The 18,476-nt window shown below is 63.8% G+C and carries 17 protein-coding genes and 2 pseudogenes; 9 read left to right on the top strand and 10 right to left on the bottom strand.

What is annotated here, in order from left to right:
* Positions 1–115 precede the first annotated feature (115 nt).
* The 3 genes and pseudogenes from ATY77_RS33160 to ATY77_RS12835 all read right to left on the bottom strand — a co-directional run.
* Positions 116–307 (bottom strand): annotated as a pseudogene (locus tag ATY77_RS33160) (DNA mismatch repair protein MutT); the annotation flags it as partial.
* Between the two features lie 94 nt (positions 308–401).
* The gene (locus tag ATY77_RS12840) at positions 402–875 is read right to left on the bottom strand and encodes a MarR family transcriptional regulator (RefSeq protein WP_088687627.1); all 474 of its coding nucleotides are present in this window, start codon (positions 873–875) and stop codon (positions 402–404) included.
* A gap of 139 nt (positions 876–1,014) precedes the next feature.
* Positions 1,015–1,785, bottom strand: a complete 771-nt coding sequence (locus ATY77_RS12835) for a siderophore-interacting protein (protein ID WP_088687626.1) — start codon at positions 1,783–1,785, stop codon at positions 1,015–1,017.
* Between the two features lie 360 nt (positions 1,786–2,145).
* On the opposite strand from ATY77_RS12835, the gene ATY77_RS12830 reads away from it, so the two are divergent.
* Positions 2,146–2,541, top strand: coding sequence for a Rap1a/Tai family immunity protein (locus ATY77_RS12830; protein WP_088673622.1), 396 nt, complete (start codon positions 2,146–2,148; stop codon positions 2,539–2,541).
* Between the two features lie 7 nt (positions 2,542–2,548).
* On the opposite strand, the gene ATY77_RS12825 is transcribed toward ATY77_RS12830, so the two are convergent.
* Positions 2,549–3,232 (bottom strand): GntR family transcriptional regulator, encoded by a 684-nt coding sequence (locus tag ATY77_RS12825; protein WP_088687625.1) that lies wholly within the window; start codon positions 3,230–3,232, stop codon positions 2,549–2,551.
* A gap of 320 nt (positions 3,233–3,552) precedes the next feature.
* On the opposite strand from ATY77_RS12825, the gene ATY77_RS12820 reads away from it, so the two are divergent.
* The 3 genes and pseudogenes from ATY77_RS12820 to ATY77_RS12810 all read left to right on the top strand — a co-directional run bounded on the left by ATY77_RS12820 (position 3,553) and on the right by ATY77_RS12810 (position 6,441).
* A complete protein-coding gene (locus ATY77_RS12820) occupies positions 3,553–4,326 on the top strand; it encodes an alpha/beta hydrolase (RefSeq protein WP_088687624.1) in 774 nt (257 codons plus the stop codon).
* 341 nt (positions 4,327–4,667) lie between these two features.
* Positions 4,668–5,626, top strand: a pseudogene (locus tag ATY77_RS12815) (acetylxylan esterase).
* Between the two features lie 86 nt (positions 5,627–5,712).
* Positions 5,713–6,441: an esterase family protein gene (locus tag ATY77_RS12810; protein ID WP_088687623.1), complete on the top strand. Its 729-nt coding sequence runs from the start codon at positions 5,713–5,715 to the stop codon at positions 6,439–6,441.
* A 9-nt stretch (positions 6,442–6,450) separates the two neighbouring features.
* On the opposite strand, the gene ATY77_RS12805 is transcribed toward ATY77_RS12810, so the two are convergent.
* Positions 6,451–8,091 (bottom strand): dihydroxyacetone kinase subunit DhaK, encoded by a 1,641-nt coding sequence (locus tag ATY77_RS12805; protein ID WP_088687622.1) that lies wholly within the window; start codon positions 8,089–8,091, stop codon positions 6,451–6,453.
* A 420-nt stretch (positions 8,092–8,511) separates the two neighbouring features.
* Between ATY77_RS12805 and ATY77_RS12800 the strand changes: the two genes are divergently transcribed.
* The 5 genes from ATY77_RS12800 to ATY77_RS12780 all read left to right on the top strand — a co-directional run bounded on the left by ATY77_RS12800 (position 8,512) and on the right by ATY77_RS12780 (position 14,993).
* Positions 8,512–9,957 carry an MFS transporter gene (locus ATY77_RS12800; protein ID WP_088687621.1) on the top strand — a complete coding sequence of 482 codons (1,446 nt, stop codon included), beginning with the start codon at positions 8,512–8,514 and terminating at the stop codon, positions 9,955–9,957.
* Between the two features lie 129 nt (positions 9,958–10,086).
* Complete coding sequence (locus tag ATY77_RS12795; RefSeq protein WP_088687620.1) at positions 10,087–11,151, top strand: histidine kinase dimerization/phosphoacceptor domain -containing protein; 1,065 nt, start codon at positions 10,087–10,089, stop codon at positions 11,149–11,151.
* Between the two features lie 238 nt (positions 11,152–11,389).
* Positions 11,390–11,941, top strand: a complete 552-nt coding sequence (locus ATY77_RS12790) for a DUF924 family protein (protein ID WP_088687619.1) — start codon at positions 11,390–11,392, stop codon at positions 11,939–11,941.
* 150 nt (positions 11,942–12,091) lie between these two features.
* Entirely contained in the window at positions 12,092–14,614 is a 2,523-nt protein-coding gene (locus ATY77_RS12785; RefSeq protein ID WP_088687666.1) for a mechanosensitive ion channel family protein, read from the top strand.
* A 112-nt stretch (positions 14,615–14,726) separates the two neighbouring features.
* The gene (locus tag ATY77_RS12780; RefSeq protein WP_088673630.1) at positions 14,727–14,993 is read left to right on the top strand and encodes a hypothetical protein; all 267 of its coding nucleotides are present in this window, start codon (positions 14,727–14,729) and stop codon (positions 14,991–14,993) included.
* Between the two features lie 4 nt (positions 14,994–14,997).
* Here the strand turns inward: ATY77_RS12780 and arsK are convergent, their stop codons facing one another.
* Genes arsK through ATY77_RS12755 form a run of 5 tightly spaced genes read right to left on the bottom strand, consistent with a single transcriptional unit; the run spans position 14,998 to position 18,454 of the window.
* Entirely contained in the window at positions 14,998–16,233 is a 1,236-nt protein-coding gene (gene arsK / locus ATY77_RS12775; RefSeq protein ID WP_088687618.1) for an arsenite efflux MFS transporter ArsK, read from the bottom strand.
* Positions 16,230–16,955: an arsenical resistance protein ArsH gene (gene arsH / locus ATY77_RS12770; RefSeq protein ID WP_190237626.1), complete on the bottom strand. Its 726-nt coding sequence runs from the start codon at positions 16,953–16,955 to the stop codon at positions 16,230–16,232. The genes arsK and arsH overlap by 4 nt, the downstream gene beginning before the upstream one ends.
* The gene (arsC, locus tag ATY77_RS12765) at positions 16,930–17,352 is read right to left on the bottom strand and encodes an arsenate reductase (glutaredoxin) (RefSeq protein WP_088687617.1); all 423 of its coding nucleotides are present in this window, start codon (positions 17,350–17,352) and stop codon (positions 16,930–16,932) included. The genes arsH and arsC overlap by 26 nt, the downstream gene beginning before the upstream one ends.
* Entirely contained in the window at positions 17,349–18,047 is a 699-nt protein-coding gene (locus ATY77_RS12760) for an MIP/aquaporin family protein (protein WP_088687616.1), read from the bottom strand. The genes arsC and ATY77_RS12760 overlap by 4 nt, the downstream gene beginning before the upstream one ends.
* Positions 18,047–18,454 (bottom strand): metalloregulator ArsR/SmtB family transcription factor, encoded by a 408-nt coding sequence (locus ATY77_RS12755; RefSeq protein ID WP_088687615.1) that lies wholly within the window; start codon positions 18,452–18,454, stop codon positions 18,047–18,049. The genes ATY77_RS12760 and ATY77_RS12755 overlap by 1 nt, the downstream gene beginning before the upstream one ends.
* Positions 18,455–18,476: the final 22 nt, after the last annotated feature.

Here is an 18,476-nt window from a genome sequence, read left to right as displayed (position 1 = left end):
TCTCCTGCGCCCAAGGACTTGGGCGCGCTGGATCCCTGTGACGAGCACAGGGATGAGGGCAAGGAAAGTTAGTGCCCGCCCAATCAAGCATGCGAGGGTGTGAAGGCACTCACCTTCATCTTGTCTCGCATATCATTCCCCTCTTGAGCAGATTCGCGAGGATTGCCCTGAGCTGAGGCGGTGCCAGCCCGGTCTCGCATTCAATTTCGGCGGCGCTAAACCATTTGAGTTCGGTGTGCTCATGATCGACAAGTCTCGGGACGCCGGGCCATCGGTCGACGTGATAAATGCGGGGGATGACGGATGCCTAACTGCGCCTTCCGAGAAAGACGGTCCCATTCTCGACCAATGCCCATCGGGATTTCTGGCATGTCACCCAGCGTCGACATGCGCCTTCAACCTCATTTTCCCGGTTCGGCCTGCGCCCGCAGCAAGTTGTCGCGCAGGCGCGCCACGGAGTTTTGCACTACGGGGAATTCATCGCCGAGGCCGATGGCGTCGGTCAGGGCGGAGCCGGGGTTGGTTTCGACAAGATCGCGGCCCGCCGGCGTCAGGTTGACGCGCACCTGCCGTTCATCGGCAGGATCGCGATGGCGGGTGATAAGGCCGGAGGATTCCAGCTTCTTGAGAATGGGCGTCAGCGTGTTGGATTCGAGGAACAGCTTTTCCCCGAGCATGCTGACCGTCTGGTCGTCCTCTTCGGAGAGCGCCACCAGGGCGATGTATTGGGTGTAGGTCAGGCCGAGCTCGTCCAGGAGCGGCTTGTAGGCGCGGCCGAAGGCGAGGTTGGCCGAATAGATCGCGAAACACAGGAAGTTCGAAAGCTTCCGGGGTGCGGGTGCATCGGACTGTTTTGCGGTTTTAGACGTGGGCATCGGCCTATCCTGTCCAGATCGTTCAAGGATGGCTCCAATATATATCGCATCCGATTAAATCGCAATGGTGGCGGCGATGTTTTGTCCGGCAGTCGCCCGGAATCCCGGGCGGCGGCCAGTGGGGTTTGCGCGACATGCTTTAGGCGAATTTCTCCGTCGCATCGGCCTTACCGAACACCCAGTAGCCGGATGCCTTCATCCAGCTCAGGGGGTAGCCGCGTTCCGCCAGCAAATGGTTGCGGATGTCGCGTGTCACCGCGGCTTCCGCGGCGATCCAGACGAAGGTTTCGGGCTGAATATCGACTGTGCGCAACAGTTTCAGCAGAGCGGCGGCGTCCGTTGCCTGCGATAGCGGCCGGTGCGCCCAGCGGATATCGAGTTCGGCGCGGGTTTCGAAGGTCTGCTCTTCCAAGGGGCCGGTGACTGCAGCGATCATCGTGATGACGGTTCCGGCGCCGCTTTCCTCGATCCGGCGGCCGATCGCCGGCAGCGCCGTTTCGTCGCCGATCAGCAGCCAGCGTTTGACGCTTGCGGAAACGACGGCCGAGCCGCGCGGACCGCCGATCCCGAGCCTGTCGCCGGGGCGGGCGCCGAGCGCCCATTGCGTCACCGGGCCTGCTTCGTGCAGGGCAAAATCGATGGTCAATGACCGGGCCGCATTGTCATATCGGCGCGGCGTGTAATCCCGGCGCTCTTCGCCCTCGGCCGTGGGAATGAAGATCTTGATGTGATCGTCGGGCGCCAGGCTGATGAAATCGGCGAGTTCTTCGCTGCGCAGGATGATGCGGCGCATGCCGGGGGTGATGTCGGTGATGCTTTCGACGGTCAGCGAGCGCCGGCGCGTGTCGTGGCGGACCCACTCGATGCCGGGAGCCGATGAAGCCTGTTCGTTGAAGGGTTTGTTGTCCATGTGTCCTCAGGAGCTTTCAAGACTCGATCCGCAGGACACAGTCGCGCAGATCGAAGCCGCAAAGCCGTTCGATCATACGCGTTGAGTGACGTTAACGCTTACGTGGCCGGGATTGCCCAGCCATTGACGGGCTTGATGTAGCCGACTGCGGCCGGATGCGCAACGACTTCAGAGCCATCAAAGCCGATCATTGCCGAAGTTTAACTTTCGGCCGCCGATCCGGTCTTGACGGCCTCGCAAGCCACACCGATCGCCGCTCATTGCTACTTTTGCACGCGGCGCCAAAGATGACACGTTTGAAGCTCATTTCCGACACTTTCCCGATCGAAGCTCCGCGCCTTCGAGACTTGGGGAGACGCGATGTCGGGCATTCTTATCGCCACCTTGTTGGCAACGGCTTCAGCAAAGATTCCCGCCGGATTGTCCGGTGGTGAGGTTCTCTATTCCGACTGCCGCGGGTCCCGGCAGTTCGTCGTCGGCTATGTCGCGGGTTGGCTGGACAAATGGAACAGTGACGAATATCTCGCCCGCCGCATTTTTACCGAGGCGCCTCCCAAGCCCAGCCGGATGGTGAATTCGGCGCATTTTGCCATCGCCGTTGGCGTCAATGTCTGTATTCCCGAGGGAACCACGCCGGAAGCGGTTGGCAATACGCTGTGCACCTTCCTGGAAGAAAATCCCGGCATACGCGAGGCGACCGGCGATGAGCTGATGACCACCATGACGCACTATAAATACCATTGCCCGATTCCCTGAGGGTTGGTCACGCCGGCTTGTTGGCCTCGATGAAGCGGCTGAGCGAGGTGGCGGCGTTCAGCATGTGCGCGCGCATGCGGCGTGAGGCCATTTCGCCGTCGCCTTCGGCGATCGCCTGCATGATGGCTTCGTGCTCGTCGCGGGAGCGGCTCAGCCTTTCGCCCTGGCGCAGCTGCGTGCGGCGGAAGGCGTTCAGTCGGTTGCGGATGGCGATCGCCTGTTCGGCGAGGAAGCCGTTATGGGTGGCGTGATAGATGGTTTCGTGGAACTGGCGGTTGAAACTATCATAGGCATCGACGTCGCCGCTTTCGACGATCGGCCGGGAAAACTCGTGCAGTTCGATCAGGCGGCTGCGCTCCAGCGGCGTCATGCGGTAGGTGGCGAGCCTGACGCAGACGGCCTCGATCTCGGCCACGGTCTCGAACATATCCATGATGCGCTCCGGCGTCATGCGGGCGACGACGCCGCCGCGGCGGGCGCGAAGCTCGACAAGGCCGCCGGCCGCGAGCTGGCGCAGCGCTTCTCTGACCGGCGTGCGGGAGGCGCCGAAGCGATCGGCGAGCTGCTGTTCGTCGAGCGCAGCGCCCGCCGCGAGCGTGCCGGCGGCGATCTCGTCGGTCAGCGCGTTGCGGATGCGGTCGGAGATGAGGCCGCGATCGTCGTCATCCTCGGTTTCGAAACCATTCGCCATTGCTGATCTCCTGACCTGTTTCTTGTATGCAAATTAGTCCTGCAACGCCATACGTGTATGCGCACCTAGTATCACGAAGGTGTTATGTATCCAATAATTGACATTTTGCAGAATGGGAATACAAAGATCCCCTGTCGGCGGAGTTCTGTATACGCGGTCCGCCGCGCAAGCCGAATTGGAATACGGAAGCGCGCGCTCGACGCCATGCGCCTGCGATGAACGCTTCCAGCACAGTGTCATCAATTAGCGATTTTGCCGGGTGCCATCAGTGGCTCGGCTCCATGTTCTCGACCCAGCCTCAGATGTAAGGAAACCAGATCATGATGATGAACAGACGGGCTTTTTCGGCCGCCCTCGTTGCCGGCGCCGCTGCTACTCTTCTTTCCAGCCGCGGCATGGCCGCGATGGCTGCTCCGGTCAAAGCGCGCAATGTCGTGCTGGCGCATGGGCTGTTTGCCGATGGCTCCTGCTGGAGCGAGGTGATCGCGCGGCTGCAGGCGGCCGGGCTGAATGCGACGGCGGTGCAGAATCCGCTGACGACGCTGCCCGAGGCAGCTGCCGCCGTGAAGCGGGTGCTCGACCGGCAGGACGGCCCGACTGTGCTCGTCGGACATTCCTTCGCCGGCATGCTCGTGACCGAGACCGGCGTGCATGAGAACGTCTCGGCGCTCGTCTATGTCGCGGCCCGCGCGCCGGATGCCGGCGAGGATTATACGGCGCTTGCCAAGACCTATCCGACGCCGCCGGCCTCTGCCGGCATCGTCTTCGACGGTGACGAGGGGCGTTTGAGCGAAGCCGCTTTCCTCAGGGATTTCGCCGGCGACCTGCCGGAAGCCAGGGCGAAGGTGCTCTATGCCGTGCAGCAGCCGTTCCAGAAAGCACTGCTCGCCGGCAAGACGACCGAAGCCGCCTGGCGCTCCAAGCCGAGTTGGTATGCGGTTTCGACCGAGGACCGGACGATCAATCCCGATCTCGAACGCTTCATGGCCAAGCGCATGGGCGCGAAGACCATCGAGGTGAAGGCCAGCCACCTGTCGCTGATCTCCCATCCCGACGAAATCAGCCAATTGATCCTGGAGGCGGCGGGGCAGTAGTTTCCGCGGCCCGGGGGCGTTTACGGAACGAGCAACCCCTATCCTGGCTGAACCCGTCCTACTGCTCATCACCCGCCCCCGTCCTTCGAGGCTTCGGCCTTTGGCCTGCGCGCCTCAGGATGAGGGCTGATCGGCGTGCCGCGCGGCAGGTGGACTGAACCCGACAAGGCGCGATGCGTCTCTCCACCCTCATCCTGAGGTGCCCCGCAGGGGCCTCGAAGGACGAGGGTGGCCACTGATGTCTCTCTCCGTAATGTCACATTGCGGCAGCGGCTAGCCACTCGCCCGAGTGCCCGCCATATAGCCTTGCACGGCCGGCATTTTCGCGGGAGAAAGCCTGGATGAGCATCCCCAACACACATACCTTCGCCTTCGATCCCACCTACGGCATGACGCTCAAGGAGCTTCTGGCCGTCCAGCCGCCGGAGGAGCCGGAAGATTTCGATGCGTTCTGGGAGGCGCGGTATCGCAAAGCGCTGGCGGTCGATCCGTGGCCGCGGCTTTCCCGTAGCGAGCTCAGCCATCCGGACTGGCATGTGCTTGATCTCGTCTATCGCTCGACCGGAGACTTCAGGATCGGCGGCTGGCTGCTGCTGCCGCGTACGGGCAGCTGCGGCGCGGCCTCGTTGTCGGGCATGGTTATGGCGGGCGGGACCGGCCGGATTTCGATCTGCCGGTGAAGGAGACTGCACTTCTCTTTCCCTGCTGCCGCGGGTTGTCGCTCAGCGCCGATCCTGCGATTTCGCAGAACCCGTCCTGGCATGTGCTGCACGATATCGACAAGCGGGACTCCTACATTATCGGCGGCTGCGTCGAGGATATCTGGCTTGCCGTCTCCACTCTTGTCGAGCTCTATCCTTGGCTCTCGGGCCATATCGGCTACAGCGGCATCAGCTTCGGCGGCGGCGTGGGCGCGATGGCGATCGCCTACGACCCGCGCATCGACCGCGGCCATCTGGCGCTGCCGAGCTTCGGCGATCAGCCGCTGCGCCTGAGGCTGCCGAGTGTGGGCAGCGCTGAGGGCGTGCAGGAATATTAGGCGAAACATGGAAACGTGCTGGAAACGTTGCGCTACTACGACGCGGCGACCGCTGCCCGGCGGATCAAGGTGCCGATGCTGACGGCGGTGGCGCTTTTCGATCCTGCCGTTGCGCCGCCCTGCCAGTTCGCTGTCGCAAATGCGATACCGAAATTTAATGAAATCTTCATCCTGGATGCCGGTCATTTCGATTACCCTGGAAGTGCTGAGCAAGACGCGGTTCTCCGCGACAAGATCGGGCAGTTCTTCAGGATGTCATGAACCGCGAATATCTCAGCTGGTACAGCCAGCGTCTGCATCGGGACATGGAGATGCCGCTGCATCCTTCAATCGGAATCGATTGAAGGATGCAGCCATTCAAAAATGCTACAGCGTCCTTTGCGCGTCTGAAGACGCGCGGCGCTGTAGTGTTCGGCCATGCCGGCGCCAAGGTGCTGGTCTTTCCGACGCGGGAAGGGCGCTTTTTCGAATATGAGCAGCTCGGTATCGTCGCGAGCCTGGCCGGCAAGCTGCAGGCCGGCCATCTCCAGCTTTATTGCATCGAGGGCCTCGCCTTCGAGAGCCTTTATGGCTTCCACCACCATCCGGCCGAACGCATCCGCCGGCATGCGGCGCTGGAGGATCACATCCTTCACGAGGTGCTGCCGCTGATGGCGCGGAAGAATGGGCATGACTGCACCATCGTGCATGGATGCAGCCTCGGCGCCTTTCAGGCGGCGAGCCTCGTCTTCCGTCACCCGCATCTCTTCCGCAAGCTGGTCGCCTTTTCCGGCCGCTACGACCTGACGGTGAAGGTCGAGTCCTTCGGCGATCTGTTCGACGGCTATTATGACGATAGCGTCTACTTCCACACGCCGACGCATTTCCTGCCCGGCCTCGGCGCGGACTGGCGGCTCGACCGGCTGCGCGAGATCGACATCGTGCTGACGATCGACGATGCCGATCCGTTCATCGACAACAACCGCTATCTCAGCCGGCTGCTCGGCGAAAAGAACATCCGCCATCAGCTGCATGTCTGGGACGGCCGCGCCCACCGCGCCGGCGCCTGGCGGAAGATGGCACCGCTTTACATCTGACCTAGGTGTTTAGGCCAGGCTTGCCGCCACCGCGAAGGCCGCGGCGACCGCCACCGCGCCGGGATCGGGGACACCGGCCAGATCCCTTTCGCCGACATAGGAGGCGCGTCCGGCTCCGGCCTTGGTCATCGTCTTCGTCGCTTCCGCGCCCGATGCCGCAGCTTTCGCTGCCCCGGCAATGCCGCCCGAGGAGAGCGCATGAAGGGCAGGCGAGAGCGCGTCGATCATCGTCCGGTCGCCGACCCGGGCTCCGCCGTAGAAGGTCATCCTGTCGAGCCCGGCCAGAAGGGCGGCCGATATATCCGGCTTGTCGGCCAGGGCCTTACCCGTGGCGGTGAAGAAGATCGACAGCAGCACGCCGCTCGATCCGCCCATGCTGGTGCCGAGGATGTCGCCGATCGCAGCAAGCAGTGCGGGCGGGCGATCGAGCGGCAGGGTGTCGAGGCGGGCAAGCAGGCTGCGGGCGCCCGTCGCCACCGTCGAGCCGGTGTCGCCATCGCCGACGCGGCTGTCCAGGCGGTTGAGTTCGTCTTGCAGCGAGATCAGATGCTCGCAGAGCGTCGTGATCAGGCGGCGGTTGCCGGCGTGGTCCCCGGCAGCGCCTTCGGCGACCAAGCCACCGGCCGCTCTTGGTGTTGCGATGATTTCGATCTCGCTGCGTTCGACGGCGGGCATCCAGGCATGCGGCTCGACCTCGGACCTGAGAGCCGCTTCGCGGTCAGTATCGAGCGGGATCAGCGACAGCGAAAAACCGTTCATGTTGAGCGCGGTCATGAGAGGCGCCGGGCCGATGATCAGGCGGACGCGGCTGCCGAGCGTCGAGGACAGCACCGCATTGGCGATGACGGCCATTTCGAGCGGCGGCACGGCGCCAAGATTGTTGATGAGGAGCGCATGGTCGGACACATCGCCAAGGGCTGCGGAGAGGCGCGCCACCATGGTGGCGACGATATCGGCGACCGGCTGCAGCGCGATGCGCTCGGCGCCCGGTTCGCCGTGAATGCCGAGGCCGAGTTCGCCCTCGTTGGCGCCGAGCCGATCCGCGTGCGCCTGGCCTGGCACGCTGCAGGTCGACAGCGACATGCCGAGCGAGACGATGTCGCCGGCGGCACTTTTGGCGCGGGCGGCGACTGTCTTTAAGTCTTCGCCTCGTTCAGCATGGTAGCCGGCGATCTTATGGACGAAGAGGGTGCCGGCAACGCCGCGCGGCTGATTGATGGCGGGCAGGGCGATATCGTCGGCGACGATGACCATTTCAACCTCGAAGCCCTCAGCGCGGGCTTTTTCGGCGGCAAGGCCGAAATTCAGGCGGTCGCCGGTGTAGTTCTTAACGATCAGCAGCGCGCCTTTCGGCCCGGTCACGGCGCGGATTGCCGTCAGCACCGCATCGACGCTCGGCGAGGCAAAGATTTCGCCCGAGACGGCAGCGGTCAGCATGCCCCTGCCGACGAAACCGGCATGTGAAGGTTCGTGGCCGGCGCCGCCGCCAGAGATGATCGCGACTTTCGACCTGTCCCAATCGGCGCGCAGGATCACCTTGATATCGGGAAAGCTGTCGAGGCGGGCGAGGCGGCCCTTGCCGCTCGTGAGGAGCAGGCCATCCAAGGCTTCGGTGACGATAGTTTCCCTGCGGTTGAAGAAGTGTTTCATCGATTGAGCCCGTCCGTTTTTCGTGCTGTCGTCTTGCCTTTTTGCCGGTCTGGAGCGGCGCTGTCCACCCGCATTGAAGGACGTCCGGTCTTTGACGAATCGCAAAATTTCGAGCGCGAGCGTACCGATACAGCGTAATCTGGCCTCGCTGGCGGATGGGCGGCAGGGTATGGACCTCTACGCCGCTCCTGTTTTCCCGGGAGCGGATCAAACTTGGGCCTCGCTTCGGCGGGGCTTTTTTCTTGAGAGACCGGCCGCACGGGAATATTCCCGCGCAGTGCTAGATTTAGCCTTTCCGGCTGGCCGCAACGGGCGTATTCAGCCAGGGCGCGACATTTTCCGCGCCCCTCGCGCGGCAGATTTCCGATCGGTTTCCTTCCTGTTCCCTGCCGCATCATCCGGAATTTCATTGGCGGATCCATGACCACGGCAGAGACGAGCGAGCAAGGGCAGGAGGCGGCGGGCGGCCGCCAGGCGAAGATCGTGGCGCTGGTCGTTGCCGTTTCCTTCTTCATGCAGATCCTCGACGGTACGATTGTCGCGACCTCGCTGCCGCAGATGGCCGAGAGCTTCGGCGTGCAGCCGGTGTCGATGAGCATCGGCATCACCGTCTACATGCTGACGATGGCGGCCTTCATTCCGCTGTCGGGCTGGCTCGGCGACCGCTTCGGCGCGCGCCGGGTGTTTCTGGTGTCGATCGGCGTCTTCACCGGCGCATCGCTCTTCTGCGGGCTTTCCGGCAGCCTCACGGAATTCGTGCTGTGGCGTGCGCTGCAGGGGGCGGGCAGCGCGCTGATGACGCCGGTCGGGCGCATCATCGTGCTGAAGAACGCCCGCAAATCCGAACTCGTCCAGGCGATTGCGCTGATCACCTGGCCGGCGCTGACCGCACCCGTCGTCGGCCCGGTGCTCGGCGGCTTCATCACCACCTATGCCAGCTGGCATTGGAACTTCCTGATCAACATTCCGATCGGCATCATCGGCATGGGGCTGGTGCTGCGCTTCGTGCCCGAACAGCGCGAGGCCGATCCCGGCCGGCTGGATATTCTCGGCTTCATCCTGAGTGCCGCGGGGCTCACCTTCCTGCTCGCCGCGCTGGAGCTTTCGGTCAAGTGCGACGGCGGGTTCTGGCCTGTTATTTCGATGCTTGCGGCCGGCATCGTGCTCTCCGTCATGGCGACGCGGCACTTTCTCGCCGTCGACAATCCGCTGCTCGATCTTTCGGCCTTCCGCGTCCAGACCTTTTCGATGTCGACGCTCTCGGCGGGCACGGCCTGCCGCACCGCGATCAATGCGACGCCATTCCTGCTGCCGCTCTTGTTCCAGCTCGGCTTCGGGCTGAGCTCGATTGCGGCGGGCACCTATCTGCTCGTCTATTTCCTCGGCAATTTCAGCATGAAGGCGGTGACGACGCCGCTCCTGCGCTTCTTCGGCTTCCGCACCGTGCTCGGGCTCAACGGCCTGATCGCCGCACTTTCGATCGTCGGCTGCGGCTTCCTGACCCCCGGCACGCCGCCCTTCCTCATGCATGCGCTGCTGTTTCTCGCCGGCCTGTCGCGGTCGATGGAGTTCACGGCGCTGAATACGCTCGCTTTCGCCGATATCGGCCCGGCGCAGCGAAGCTCGGCCTCGACGCTGTCGAGCATGCTGCAGCAGGTGTCCATGCTGCTCGGCGTGGCGGTGGCCGCCGCGGTGCTCAACATTTCCGCGGCGCTGAGAGGTGCGGACAATCCCGTCCTTGCCGATTTTCGTTGGGCCTTTCTCGTTGTCGGCGCAATCGGCATCGTCTCGTCGCTGCGCTTCCTGCAATTGCCGAAGGAGGCGGGCGCCGAGGTTTCCGGCCACCGGAAATTCCAGAAGAGCTAGAGCCGTCTGCGACAAGAGCGAGGGGTGAGCGATGTTTACCTCGGGCGGTCAATGCAATACGACATTGCCCATGCCGACGACTCGGACGCTTGCGGCCGTCGTTGCTTAGAGAGAACGCCGGGAGACGGAATGAGCAATTCTAGCGGCGATGCGGATGCTTTGATCCACATCCTCTATATCGACGACGATGAGGGGCTCGCCCTCATGATGCAGAAGAACCTCTTGCGGCGCGGTTTCTCGGTCGAGTGGGCGCAGAATGGCGCCGCCGGCCTGGCGCGGATCGCCGAGGGCGGCATCGATGCCGTCGTGCTCGATCATCTCCTGAGCGGCGAGACCGGGCTCGACATTCTGCCCTGCATCACCTCCGTGCCGGATCATCCGCCTGTCATCTATGCGACGGGTTCGGATGACACCGGCATTGCGGTGGCGGCGCTCAAGGCCGGCGCCGACGACTATATGCTGAAGGGAATTTCGGCCGATTATTTCGACCTGCTCGCCGCCGCTCTCGAACAGGCGCTGGAGCGGGCGCGTTTCCGCCGCGAGACAGCGCAGGCGCAGGAGGTGATCCGCCAGCAGCGCGACCAGGCCGAACTGCTGCTTGCCGAGGTCAATCACCGCATCGCCAACAGCCTCGGCCTCGTCGGCGCGCTGATCCGCATGCAGTCCTCCATGACAAAGGACCAGGTGGCGATCGACGCGCTGCACGAGACGCAGATGCGCATCAACGCGATTGCGAGCGTGCATCGCCGGCTCTACACCAACCGTCAGGTCGGCTCGGTGCAGGTCGACGAATATCTGGACAGCCTGCTCACCGAACTCGAAGCCTCGATGCGCGACGACAAGCGGCCGCACCGCATCGTGCTCAACGCAAAACCGGTCAATCTGGCGACCGACAAGGTGATCACGCTCGGGCTGATCGTCAGCGAGCTCGTCACCAACGCGTTCAAATACGCCTATACGGAAGCGGTGCCGGGCGAAATCCGCGTTGCCGTCGACCAGACCGACGGCGAATTGCGGGTTGTCGTCGAGGATGACGGGGCGGGCTTCGATCCGGAGGGGCCGGCCAGGGGAACGGGGCTCGGCACGCGGATATTGACGGCGATGGCCGCGAGCTTGAAATCGGATTTCGCTTATGATCCCGAGCATGCCGGGACGAGGGCGACGCTGGTGTTTTCGTTGCATGAGGGGAAGTAGGATTTAGCTGGTAGAGATTGTTTCATCTGCCGCTGAGTTTGCCGCCCCCTCATCCGGCTGCCGCCACCTTCTCCCCGCTGGGTAGAAGGAGGATGAGGCGCTGCCCCAAGTCTCTTCTCCCCCTCGGGGAGAAGGTGCCGGCAGGCGGATGAGGGGCTGCTTTGGCACATCATTTACCGCCTATGTCAATAGCTTGCTGCAATCATATAAGACGCCTAACGCAAGGGAAGGAAGAGATATGACGACCATCCGCACGCCGCGCGAAGTCTATGATTTCTGGTTCGTCCGGTGCGGCCGGGAGCTGTGGTTTCGTGCGCCTCCGGAACTCGACGTCGAGGTCCGCGATGTGTTCCGCGATACGCATCTGGCGCTTGCCGCAGGCATCGGCGAGGAGTGGCGGGCCGATCCGGTGAGCCGGCTGGCGGCTGTCATCGTGCTCGACCAGTTTCCGCGCAACATCTATCGCGGCACGGCGCTTGCCGTTGCGACCGACGGCTTGGCGCTTCGGGAGGCGAAGCTCGCGCTTGCCGCCGGCGCCGATCAGGCGGTGGAGCATGCATGCCGGACCTTCTTCTACATGCCGTTCGAACATGCCGAAAACCTCGACGAGCAGGACCGTTCGGTGGCCTTGTTCAGCGCGCTCGGCGACGATGAATATCTCGATTATGCGATCCGCCACCGCGAGGTGATCGCGGCCTATGGCCGCTTTCCCCATCGCAATGCCATGCTTGGGCGGGAAACGACGGCGGCGGAACGCGACTACCTCTCCAAGCCCGGCGCCGGCTTCTGAGCGGTTACGCCCACGGGGCAGGGACGGCCTCGGACGGCGGATGGAACAGTTCGGCGCAAGGCGTTTTCGGCATCTTCCGCCTTTGTGTCGCCTTTCTTTGCTAGGAAAAGCGGGCATTCTAATTCAATGACAACCTTTCCGGAGGCGTTTTTGCGGCTGAGATCCCTTCTGCTTCGCACTATTCTTCTCGTGACGCTGGCACTCGCCGGCGCGCATTTTGAGAGTGCGGCGGCTTTCGCGCAGGAAACGCAGCCGCAGGCGGCAGCGGAGGCGCCGATCGTCGAGACGCCGTCGGCCCAGGCGGCGAAGGAGATCGAGAAGGCGAAGGCGCAGCTTGCCTCGCTTCAGGACAGCGTCAAGGAGAATGCCGACAACGACGATGCGTTGGTCGGGCTGGCGGCCAAGGCCGACGAGCTCAGCCGCGCCGTCATCACCGTATCCGTCAATCTGCGGCCGCGTTTCGACCAGATCAAGAACCGGCTCACCGAGATCGGCGAGCCGCCGAAGGACGGGCAGCCGCCGGAGGCGCAGATCGTCACCGATGAGCGCAATGCGCTTGCCGCCGAGCGCGCGCAGATCAATGCGGTGACGGGTGACGCGGAAAACCTGTCGATCGCGGTGACGAAGCTCGTCAACGAAGTCATCGAGATGCGGCGGCAGCTTTTCGCCGACACGCTTTTCAGGCGCACGGAGATTTCCGTCTCGGTGCTCGACGATGCCGCAAGCGCCTTCGTGCGGGAGACCGGAGAGTTCTCGCAGGCGCTGGCGAGCTGGGCGACCTTCGTCTGGAAGTTCAAGCGTTTCCCGCTGTTTGCGGCGATCTTCCTGTCGCTCGCCTCCGCGCTGATCCTGCTCTCCGGCAGCTATCGAGTCTTCGGCTCGTATCTCAGGCGTGACGAGGCGGTGGAGAACCCGTCCTATATCGGACGGCTGTCGATCGCCTTCTGGTCGACGCTGATCCGCACGCTGGCGCTTGCGGTGCTGCTCGTCACCTCGTTCTTCTTCCTCAACAGTTTCAATGTGCTGAGGCCCGACATCGCGCCCGTGATCGGCGCACTGTTCGGCACGATCGGGCTCGTCTATTTCGTCGGGCGCTTCGTCAACGCCATCTTCGCGCCGCGCGAACCGCACTGGCGGCTCGTCAAGCTTTCCAATCTCGGGGCGCGCTCGATCGGCTACTGCCTGTTGGCGATGGCCGTCATCAACGGGTTCGACTATCTTTTCGGCACCATCGGCGAAGCGATGGGTTCGCCGCTGGTGCTGACCGTGGTCAGGAGCCTGATCGCGGCGCTCATCATCGGCCTGATCCTGATCTTCGCTTCCTTCGGCAAGCCGATGCTGGCGAGAAGCGGCGATCCGGATGCGCCGGGCCGGCATTGGCCGCGCGGCATGGCGATCATCCTGCGTGTCGTCGGCGCCGCCCTGATCGTTTCGGCGCTCTCGGGTTATGTCGGGCTGGCGCGCTTCGTCGCCACGCAGCTCATCATCACCGGCGCCGTCGTCGCCACCATGTATGTCGGCCTGCTCTCCGGCAAGGCGATCTCGCGGCAGGAGAGCTTCGGCGACACCTTCTTCGCGCGCTTCCTGACGCGGCGCTTCAACCTCGGGCCGGTGGCGATCGATCAGGTCGGCCTGCTCGTCGGCCTTGCCATCTATGCCGTGGCGCTGCTCGTCGGCATTCCGCTTATCCTTCTGCTCTGGGGTTTCCATGTGCAGGACCTGCAGCTGATCGCCTACCGGCTGTTTACCGAGGTCAAGCTCGGCGGCATCAGCATCTCGCTGCTCGGCATCTGCACAGGCATCCTGCTCTTTGCCGGCGTCTATCTGCTGACGCGCTGGCTGCAGCGCTGGCTCGACGGCAATGTGATGGCGCGAAGCCATGTCGATCTCGGCGTGCGCAATTCGGTCAAGACGGGCATCGGCTATCTCGGCGTCGGCATTGCCGCGATCATCGGCGTTTCGGCCGCCGGCATCGATCTGTCGAGCTTCGCGCTCGTCGCCTCGGCGCTTTCGGTCGGTATCGGTTTCGGCCTGCAGAACATCGTCTCCAACTTCGTCTCGGGCCTGATCCTGCTCGTCGAGCGGCCGTTCAAGGTCGGCGACCATGTCGTCTCGGGCACGGCCGAAGGCATCGTCAAGCGCATCTCGGTGCGCGCCACCGAGATCGAGACCTTCCGCAAGCAATCGATCATCGTGCCGAATTCGGAGCTGATCAACGGTCTTGTCGGCAACTGGACGCACCGCAACAAGATCGGCCGCTCGGAAATCCCGGTTTCCGTCAGCTACGACGCCGATCCGCAGAAGGTGATGGATATCCTGCTGGAGCTGACGGCGAAGATCCCGCTCGTGATGCGCAATCCCGAGCCGCATGTCGAATTCCTGCGCTTCGGTCCCTATTCGCTGGATTTCGAGCTGCGCTTCTTCCTCGCCGACATGGGCGACGGCATGACGGTGCGCAACAATCTGAGGATGGAGATTCTCCGGCGCTTCAAGACCGAAGGCATCGAGATCCCGCTGCCGCAGAGCGATCTCACCATTCATCGGGATGCCGCGCCCGGCCTTCCCGCCGTGCGCAAGGAGCCGGTCGAGACCCAGGAGGCTTCGAAGGACAAGTCGATGGAGGAAGAGGATCGGCCGGTTCGGCAGCTGCGCGGGCGGGCCGCCGAGAGCTGAACGGCTCATTCAGCCATCATTCACAGGTCTATGTGCATGATCTCAACAATCGGGATCGCTGCCGAGGGCAGCACCGATCGTTCGAGGGGAGGGCGCACCCGCGCCGCCGCACATGATGGCAAGATTTGCCGCCGTTCTGCTTGTCCCGCTGCTTGCCGCGCCGGCGGCCCATGCGGCATCCATCACCAACACCGATCCCGCAGCCGTGGTGCTCGTCATCACCGAGGGCGGCCAGCGCGTCGAGGTGGTCGTCGATGCCGGAGCTTCGGAAAATCTCTGCCCCTCCGGCTGCTTCATGACGACGCCCGACGGCGACCGCATCGGCCTCGACGGCGGCGAGACGATCGACATCATCAAGGGCTCGGCCGTCGTCAAGTAAGGCTCTAAGGCTCTTCGCGCGCCAGCACCGTTTGCGCCGGCGCGGACGTCCGCATCAGCGGCCGGATGGCGAGGAATGCCGCCACGGCTGCGGCGCCGAGCGCGGCGGTAATCGACAGCGACCAGGACACGCCGATATCGCCCATCAGGAAGGCCAGCGCGAACGGCGCCGTCGAAGAGACGGCGAGGCGTGCCGACATTACTTTTCCCTGCCGCTGGCCATAGCCCTCGCTTCCGAAGAGCGCCAAAGGCAACGTTCCCTGCACGATGCTGCTGAGGCCGGAGCCGAGGCCGAAGATCACGGCGAAGCCCACTGCGCCGGGAACGGATGGCGCGGTGAGGAGGAGAATAACAAGGGCCGCCGGCAGGAGCACGGCGGAAATGACGGCGAGCGTGAGCTGCGGCAGGCCGCCGCCGAAGACCATATTGACGAAGCGGCTCAGCACCTGCGACGGGCCGAAAAGCGTGCCGGCCATGACGGCCATGGCGCCGAGCCCAAGCGCCGACATCACGGGCACCATATGAACCAGAAGCGCGGCATTGACGAAGCTTTGCAGCGCAAAGCCGGTGACCATCAGGATGAAGGCCGGCCTGCGCGCGGCGGCGGGAAGGCCGGGTTCGATGCGCTTCGCCGTGCCGCTCCCCTGGCCCATGCCGGCATCGCCGGCGCTGCCGGCCAGCCAGGCGTGAATGGGAAGGCAGACGAGGAAATTGAGCGCGGCGAAGAGAAGGTAGACGTTCTGCCACGAGAGATGGGCATGCAGGACGGTGGTGATCGGCCAGAAGATGGTCGAGGCGAAACCGCCGATCAGGGTGAGATAGGTGATGCTGCGCTGGGCCGCGCGCGGCCGGATCTGAACGAGAAGGGCGAAGGCCGCGCCATACTGCACCAGATTCGACGCCGTCTCCACGGCGATCAGGGCGATGACGAAAGCGGCCTTGCCGGGAGCAAAGGCGCAGCCGGCGAGTGCGATCGCCGCAATGGCCGAGCCCACGGTCATCACCCGGCCGGCGCCGAAGCGGTCGATCCATTTGCCCATGGCGGGTGCTGCCAGGCCGCCGATCAGCAGCGCCGCCGACAGCGCGCCGAAGATCCATTCCGCCGACCAATCGAGCCCGCGCGCCATGTCGGGCGCGAGAATACTGAAGCTGTAATAGAGGGTTCCATAGCCGATGATCTGCGTCAGGCCGAGCGCGAGGATGGCGGCAACGGGCGGCCGTTCGGAAGCGGCGGGCGTCATATGGATTTGAGGCCCACGCGTCGTTCGAGCTTTTTGGCTTCTTCCCTGCGCTCGCTGTAGCGGTCGGTAAGGCAGGCCGAGGCGTCGCGCGTCAGCCATGTGAATTTCACCAGTTCCTCGCAGACGTCCACGACGCGGTCGTAAAAGGATGAGGGCTTCATGCGCCCGTCGCTGTCGAACTCCTGGAAAGCCTTGGCCACCGACGACTGGTTGGGAATGGTGATCATCCGCATCCACCGGCCAAGGATGCGCATCTGGTTCACGGCATTGAACGACTGCGACCCGCCGGATACCTGCATGACGGCAAGGGTCTTGCCCTGCGTCGGCCGGACCGAACCCACCGACAGCGGTATCCAGTCGATCTGCGCCTTCATGATCCCGCTCATTGCGCCGTGCCGCTCGGGGCTGACCCAGACCTGGCCTTCCGACCAGGCGGAGAGCTCGCGCAATTCCTGCACCTTCGGATGGGTGACCGGCGCTCCATCGGGAAGGGGAAGGCCTTCGGGATCGAAGATCCGCACTTCGCAGCCGAAATGCTCGAGCAGGCGTGATGCCTCATGCGCGAGCAGACGGCTGTAGGATACGGCCCTGAGCGAGCCGTAAAGGATGAGGATGCGCGGCTTGTGCGTCGAGAAGGGCGGCCGCAGAGCCTCCAGATCCGGCTGGTGAAGATGGGCCGGCGAAGTGGCTGGAAGGTCAGACAATGCGCTTGCCTTCGGCATCGAGCACCTTCTCGCCGTCTTCCTTGGTGAAGGCGCCCTTGTGCGTCTCCGGCAGGATTTCGAGGACCAGCTCGGAGGGCCGCGACAGGCGCGTGCCGAGCGGAGTGACGACGAAGGGCCGGTTGATCAGGATCGGCTGGGCGAGCATGGCGTCGAGCAGCTGGTCATCGGTCAGATCGGGATTGCCGAGGCCGAGTTCGGCGTAGGGCGTATCCTTCTCGCGCAGCGCCTGACGCACGGTCAGGCCGGCATCGGCGATCATCTTGACCAGCTCCGCGCGCGACGGCGGCGTGTCGACGTATTCGATGATATCAGGCTCGATACCGGCATTGCGGATCATCGCCAGCGTGTTGCGCGAGGTGCCGCAAGCGGGATTGTGATAGATGGTGACGTTCATAATTTTGCCTCGGAGGATAGGGTTGACGATGTCTCGGCTGGCTGCAGCAGCCAGTTGAACAGGAGGAGAGCTGCGACCGCACCAACGATTTCGGTAAGCCAGAAACCCGGAAGGTCGACCGGGCGGATGCCGGAGAAAGTGTCGGTCAGGGAGCGGGCGAAGGCCACCGCCGGATTGGCAAAAGACGTCGAGGCGGTGAACCAGTAGGCGGCGGTGATGTAGAGCCCGACCAGCCACGGCACGGCCTTCTGCTCGAAGCGGATGCCGGCGAGAATGACCGCGACAAGGCCGAAAGTCGCGATCCCCTCGGAAAACCATTGCGCGCCGCCGGTGCGGATCTTGCTCGACAGTTGCAGGAGCGGCAGGTTGAACATCAGGTGGGCTGAGATCGTGCCGGCCACGCCGCCGGCAAATTGCGCTAGCACATAGAAGCCAAGGTCACGTTTCGGCAGCGAGCCCGACATCGCGAAGATCAGCGAGACGGCCGGGTTGAAATGGGCGCCGGAAATCGGCCCCAGCACCGTGATCAGCACGACGAGGATGGCGCCGGTCGCCAGCGTATTGCCGAGCAGGGCAAGCCCGACATCTGCAGTCAGCGATGTCGCCATGATGCCGGAACCGACCACGGTTGCGACCAGCATGGCGGTGCCGAGAGCCTCTGCGACCAGCCGGCGCGATAGATCGTAGGAAGCCATCAGCCGGCCCCTGCGGGTTTTGCGGTCGTGCCTTCCATCTGGCGCAGCAGAGATTCCGGCGCCAGATTGTTTGCAGGTGCACAGCATGCGGCGACGGCAGCGGCGGGCGCGCAGATCTCGGCGTTCCCGCCGCAGCAATCCTCCATCAGGAAGCGGATCAGGCCGCCGAGCGCCTCGTAGTGGGCGGTGTAGATGATCGAGCGGGATTCGCGCTGCTGTGTGATCAGCCCGGCGCGTTCCAGCTCCTTCAGATGGAAGGAGACGTTGGACGGGGAAACCTCCGCCTTTTCGGCAATGGAGCCCGCCGCCATTCCATCAGGACCCGAAACGACGAGCATGCGGATGATGTGAAGGCGTGTTTCCTGCGACAGCGCGCCGAATGCGGCGAGGGCTTGACGTTGATCCATATTTCAATAATCCTTGAATCGT

Source organism: Rhizobium sp. R634, from assembly GCF_002211305.1.
Classification (GTDB): domain Bacteria; phylum Pseudomonadota; class Alphaproteobacteria; order Rhizobiales; family Rhizobiaceae; genus Rhizobium.
This window is presented reverse-complemented; position numbering and strand designations above follow the sequence as displayed.

What these genes read in the sequence shown, in the direction of transcription:
- ATY77_RS12760 (WP_088687616.1), bottom strand. Translation starts at nt 18,047, where the DNA reads ATGGCTTCCTACGATCTATCGCGCCGGCTGGTCGCAGAGGCTCTCGGC.
- arsK (WP_088687618.1), bottom strand. Translation starts at nt 16,233, where the DNA reads ATGACGCCCGCCGCTTCCGAACGGCCGCCCGTTGCCGCCATCCTCGCG.
- ATY77_RS12805 (WP_088687622.1), bottom strand. Translation starts at nt 8,091, where the DNA reads ATGAAACACTTCTTCAACCGCAGGGAAACTATCGTCACCGAAGCCTTG.
- ATY77_RS12820 (WP_088687624.1), top strand. Translation starts at nt 3,553, where the DNA reads ATGATGATGAACAGACGGGCTTTTTCGGCCGCCCTCGTTGCCGGCGCC.
- ATY77_RS12840 (WP_088687627.1), bottom strand. Translation starts at nt 875, where the DNA reads ATGCCCACGTCTAAAACCGCAAAACAGTCCGATGCACCCGCACCCCGG.
- arsH (WP_190237626.1), bottom strand. Translation starts at nt 16,955, where the DNA reads ATGCCGAAGGCAAGCGCATTGTCTGACCTTCCAGCCACTTCGCCGGCC.
- ATY77_RS12810 (WP_088687623.1), top strand. Translation starts at nt 5,713, where the DNA reads ATGCAGCCATTCAAAAATGCTACAGCGTCCTTTGCGCGTCTGAAGACG.
- ATY77_RS12835 (WP_088687626.1), bottom strand. Translation starts at nt 1,785, where the DNA reads ATGGACAACAAACCCTTCAACGAACAGGCTTCATCGGCTCCCGGCATC.
- ATY77_RS12790 (WP_088687619.1), top strand. Translation starts at nt 11,390, where the DNA reads ATGACGACCATCCGCACGCCGCGCGAAGTCTATGATTTCTGGTTCGTC.
- ATY77_RS12825 (WP_088687625.1), bottom strand. Translation starts at nt 3,232, where the DNA reads ATGGCGAATGGTTTCGAAACCGAGGATGACGACGATCGCGGCCTCATC.
- ATY77_RS12830 (WP_088673622.1), top strand. Translation starts at nt 2,146, where the DNA reads ATGTCGGGCATTCTTATCGCCACCTTGTTGGCAACGGCTTCAGCAAAG.
- ATY77_RS12755 (WP_088687615.1), bottom strand. Translation starts at nt 18,454, where the DNA reads ATGGATCAACGTCAAGCCCTCGCCGCATTCGGCGCGCTGTCGCAGGAA.
- ATY77_RS12780 (WP_088673630.1), top strand. Translation starts at nt 14,727, where the DNA reads ATGATGGCAAGATTTGCCGCCGTTCTGCTTGTCCCGCTGCTTGCCGCG.
- arsC (WP_088687617.1), bottom strand. Translation starts at nt 17,352, where the DNA reads ATGAACGTCACCATCTATCACAATCCCGCTTGCGGCACCTCGCGCAAC.
- ATY77_RS12800 (WP_088687621.1), top strand. Translation starts at nt 8,512, where the DNA reads ATGACCACGGCAGAGACGAGCGAGCAAGGGCAGGAGGCGGCGGGCGGC.
- ATY77_RS12795 (WP_088687620.1), top strand. Translation starts at nt 10,087, where the DNA reads ATGAGCAATTCTAGCGGCGATGCGGATGCTTTGATCCACATCCTCTAT.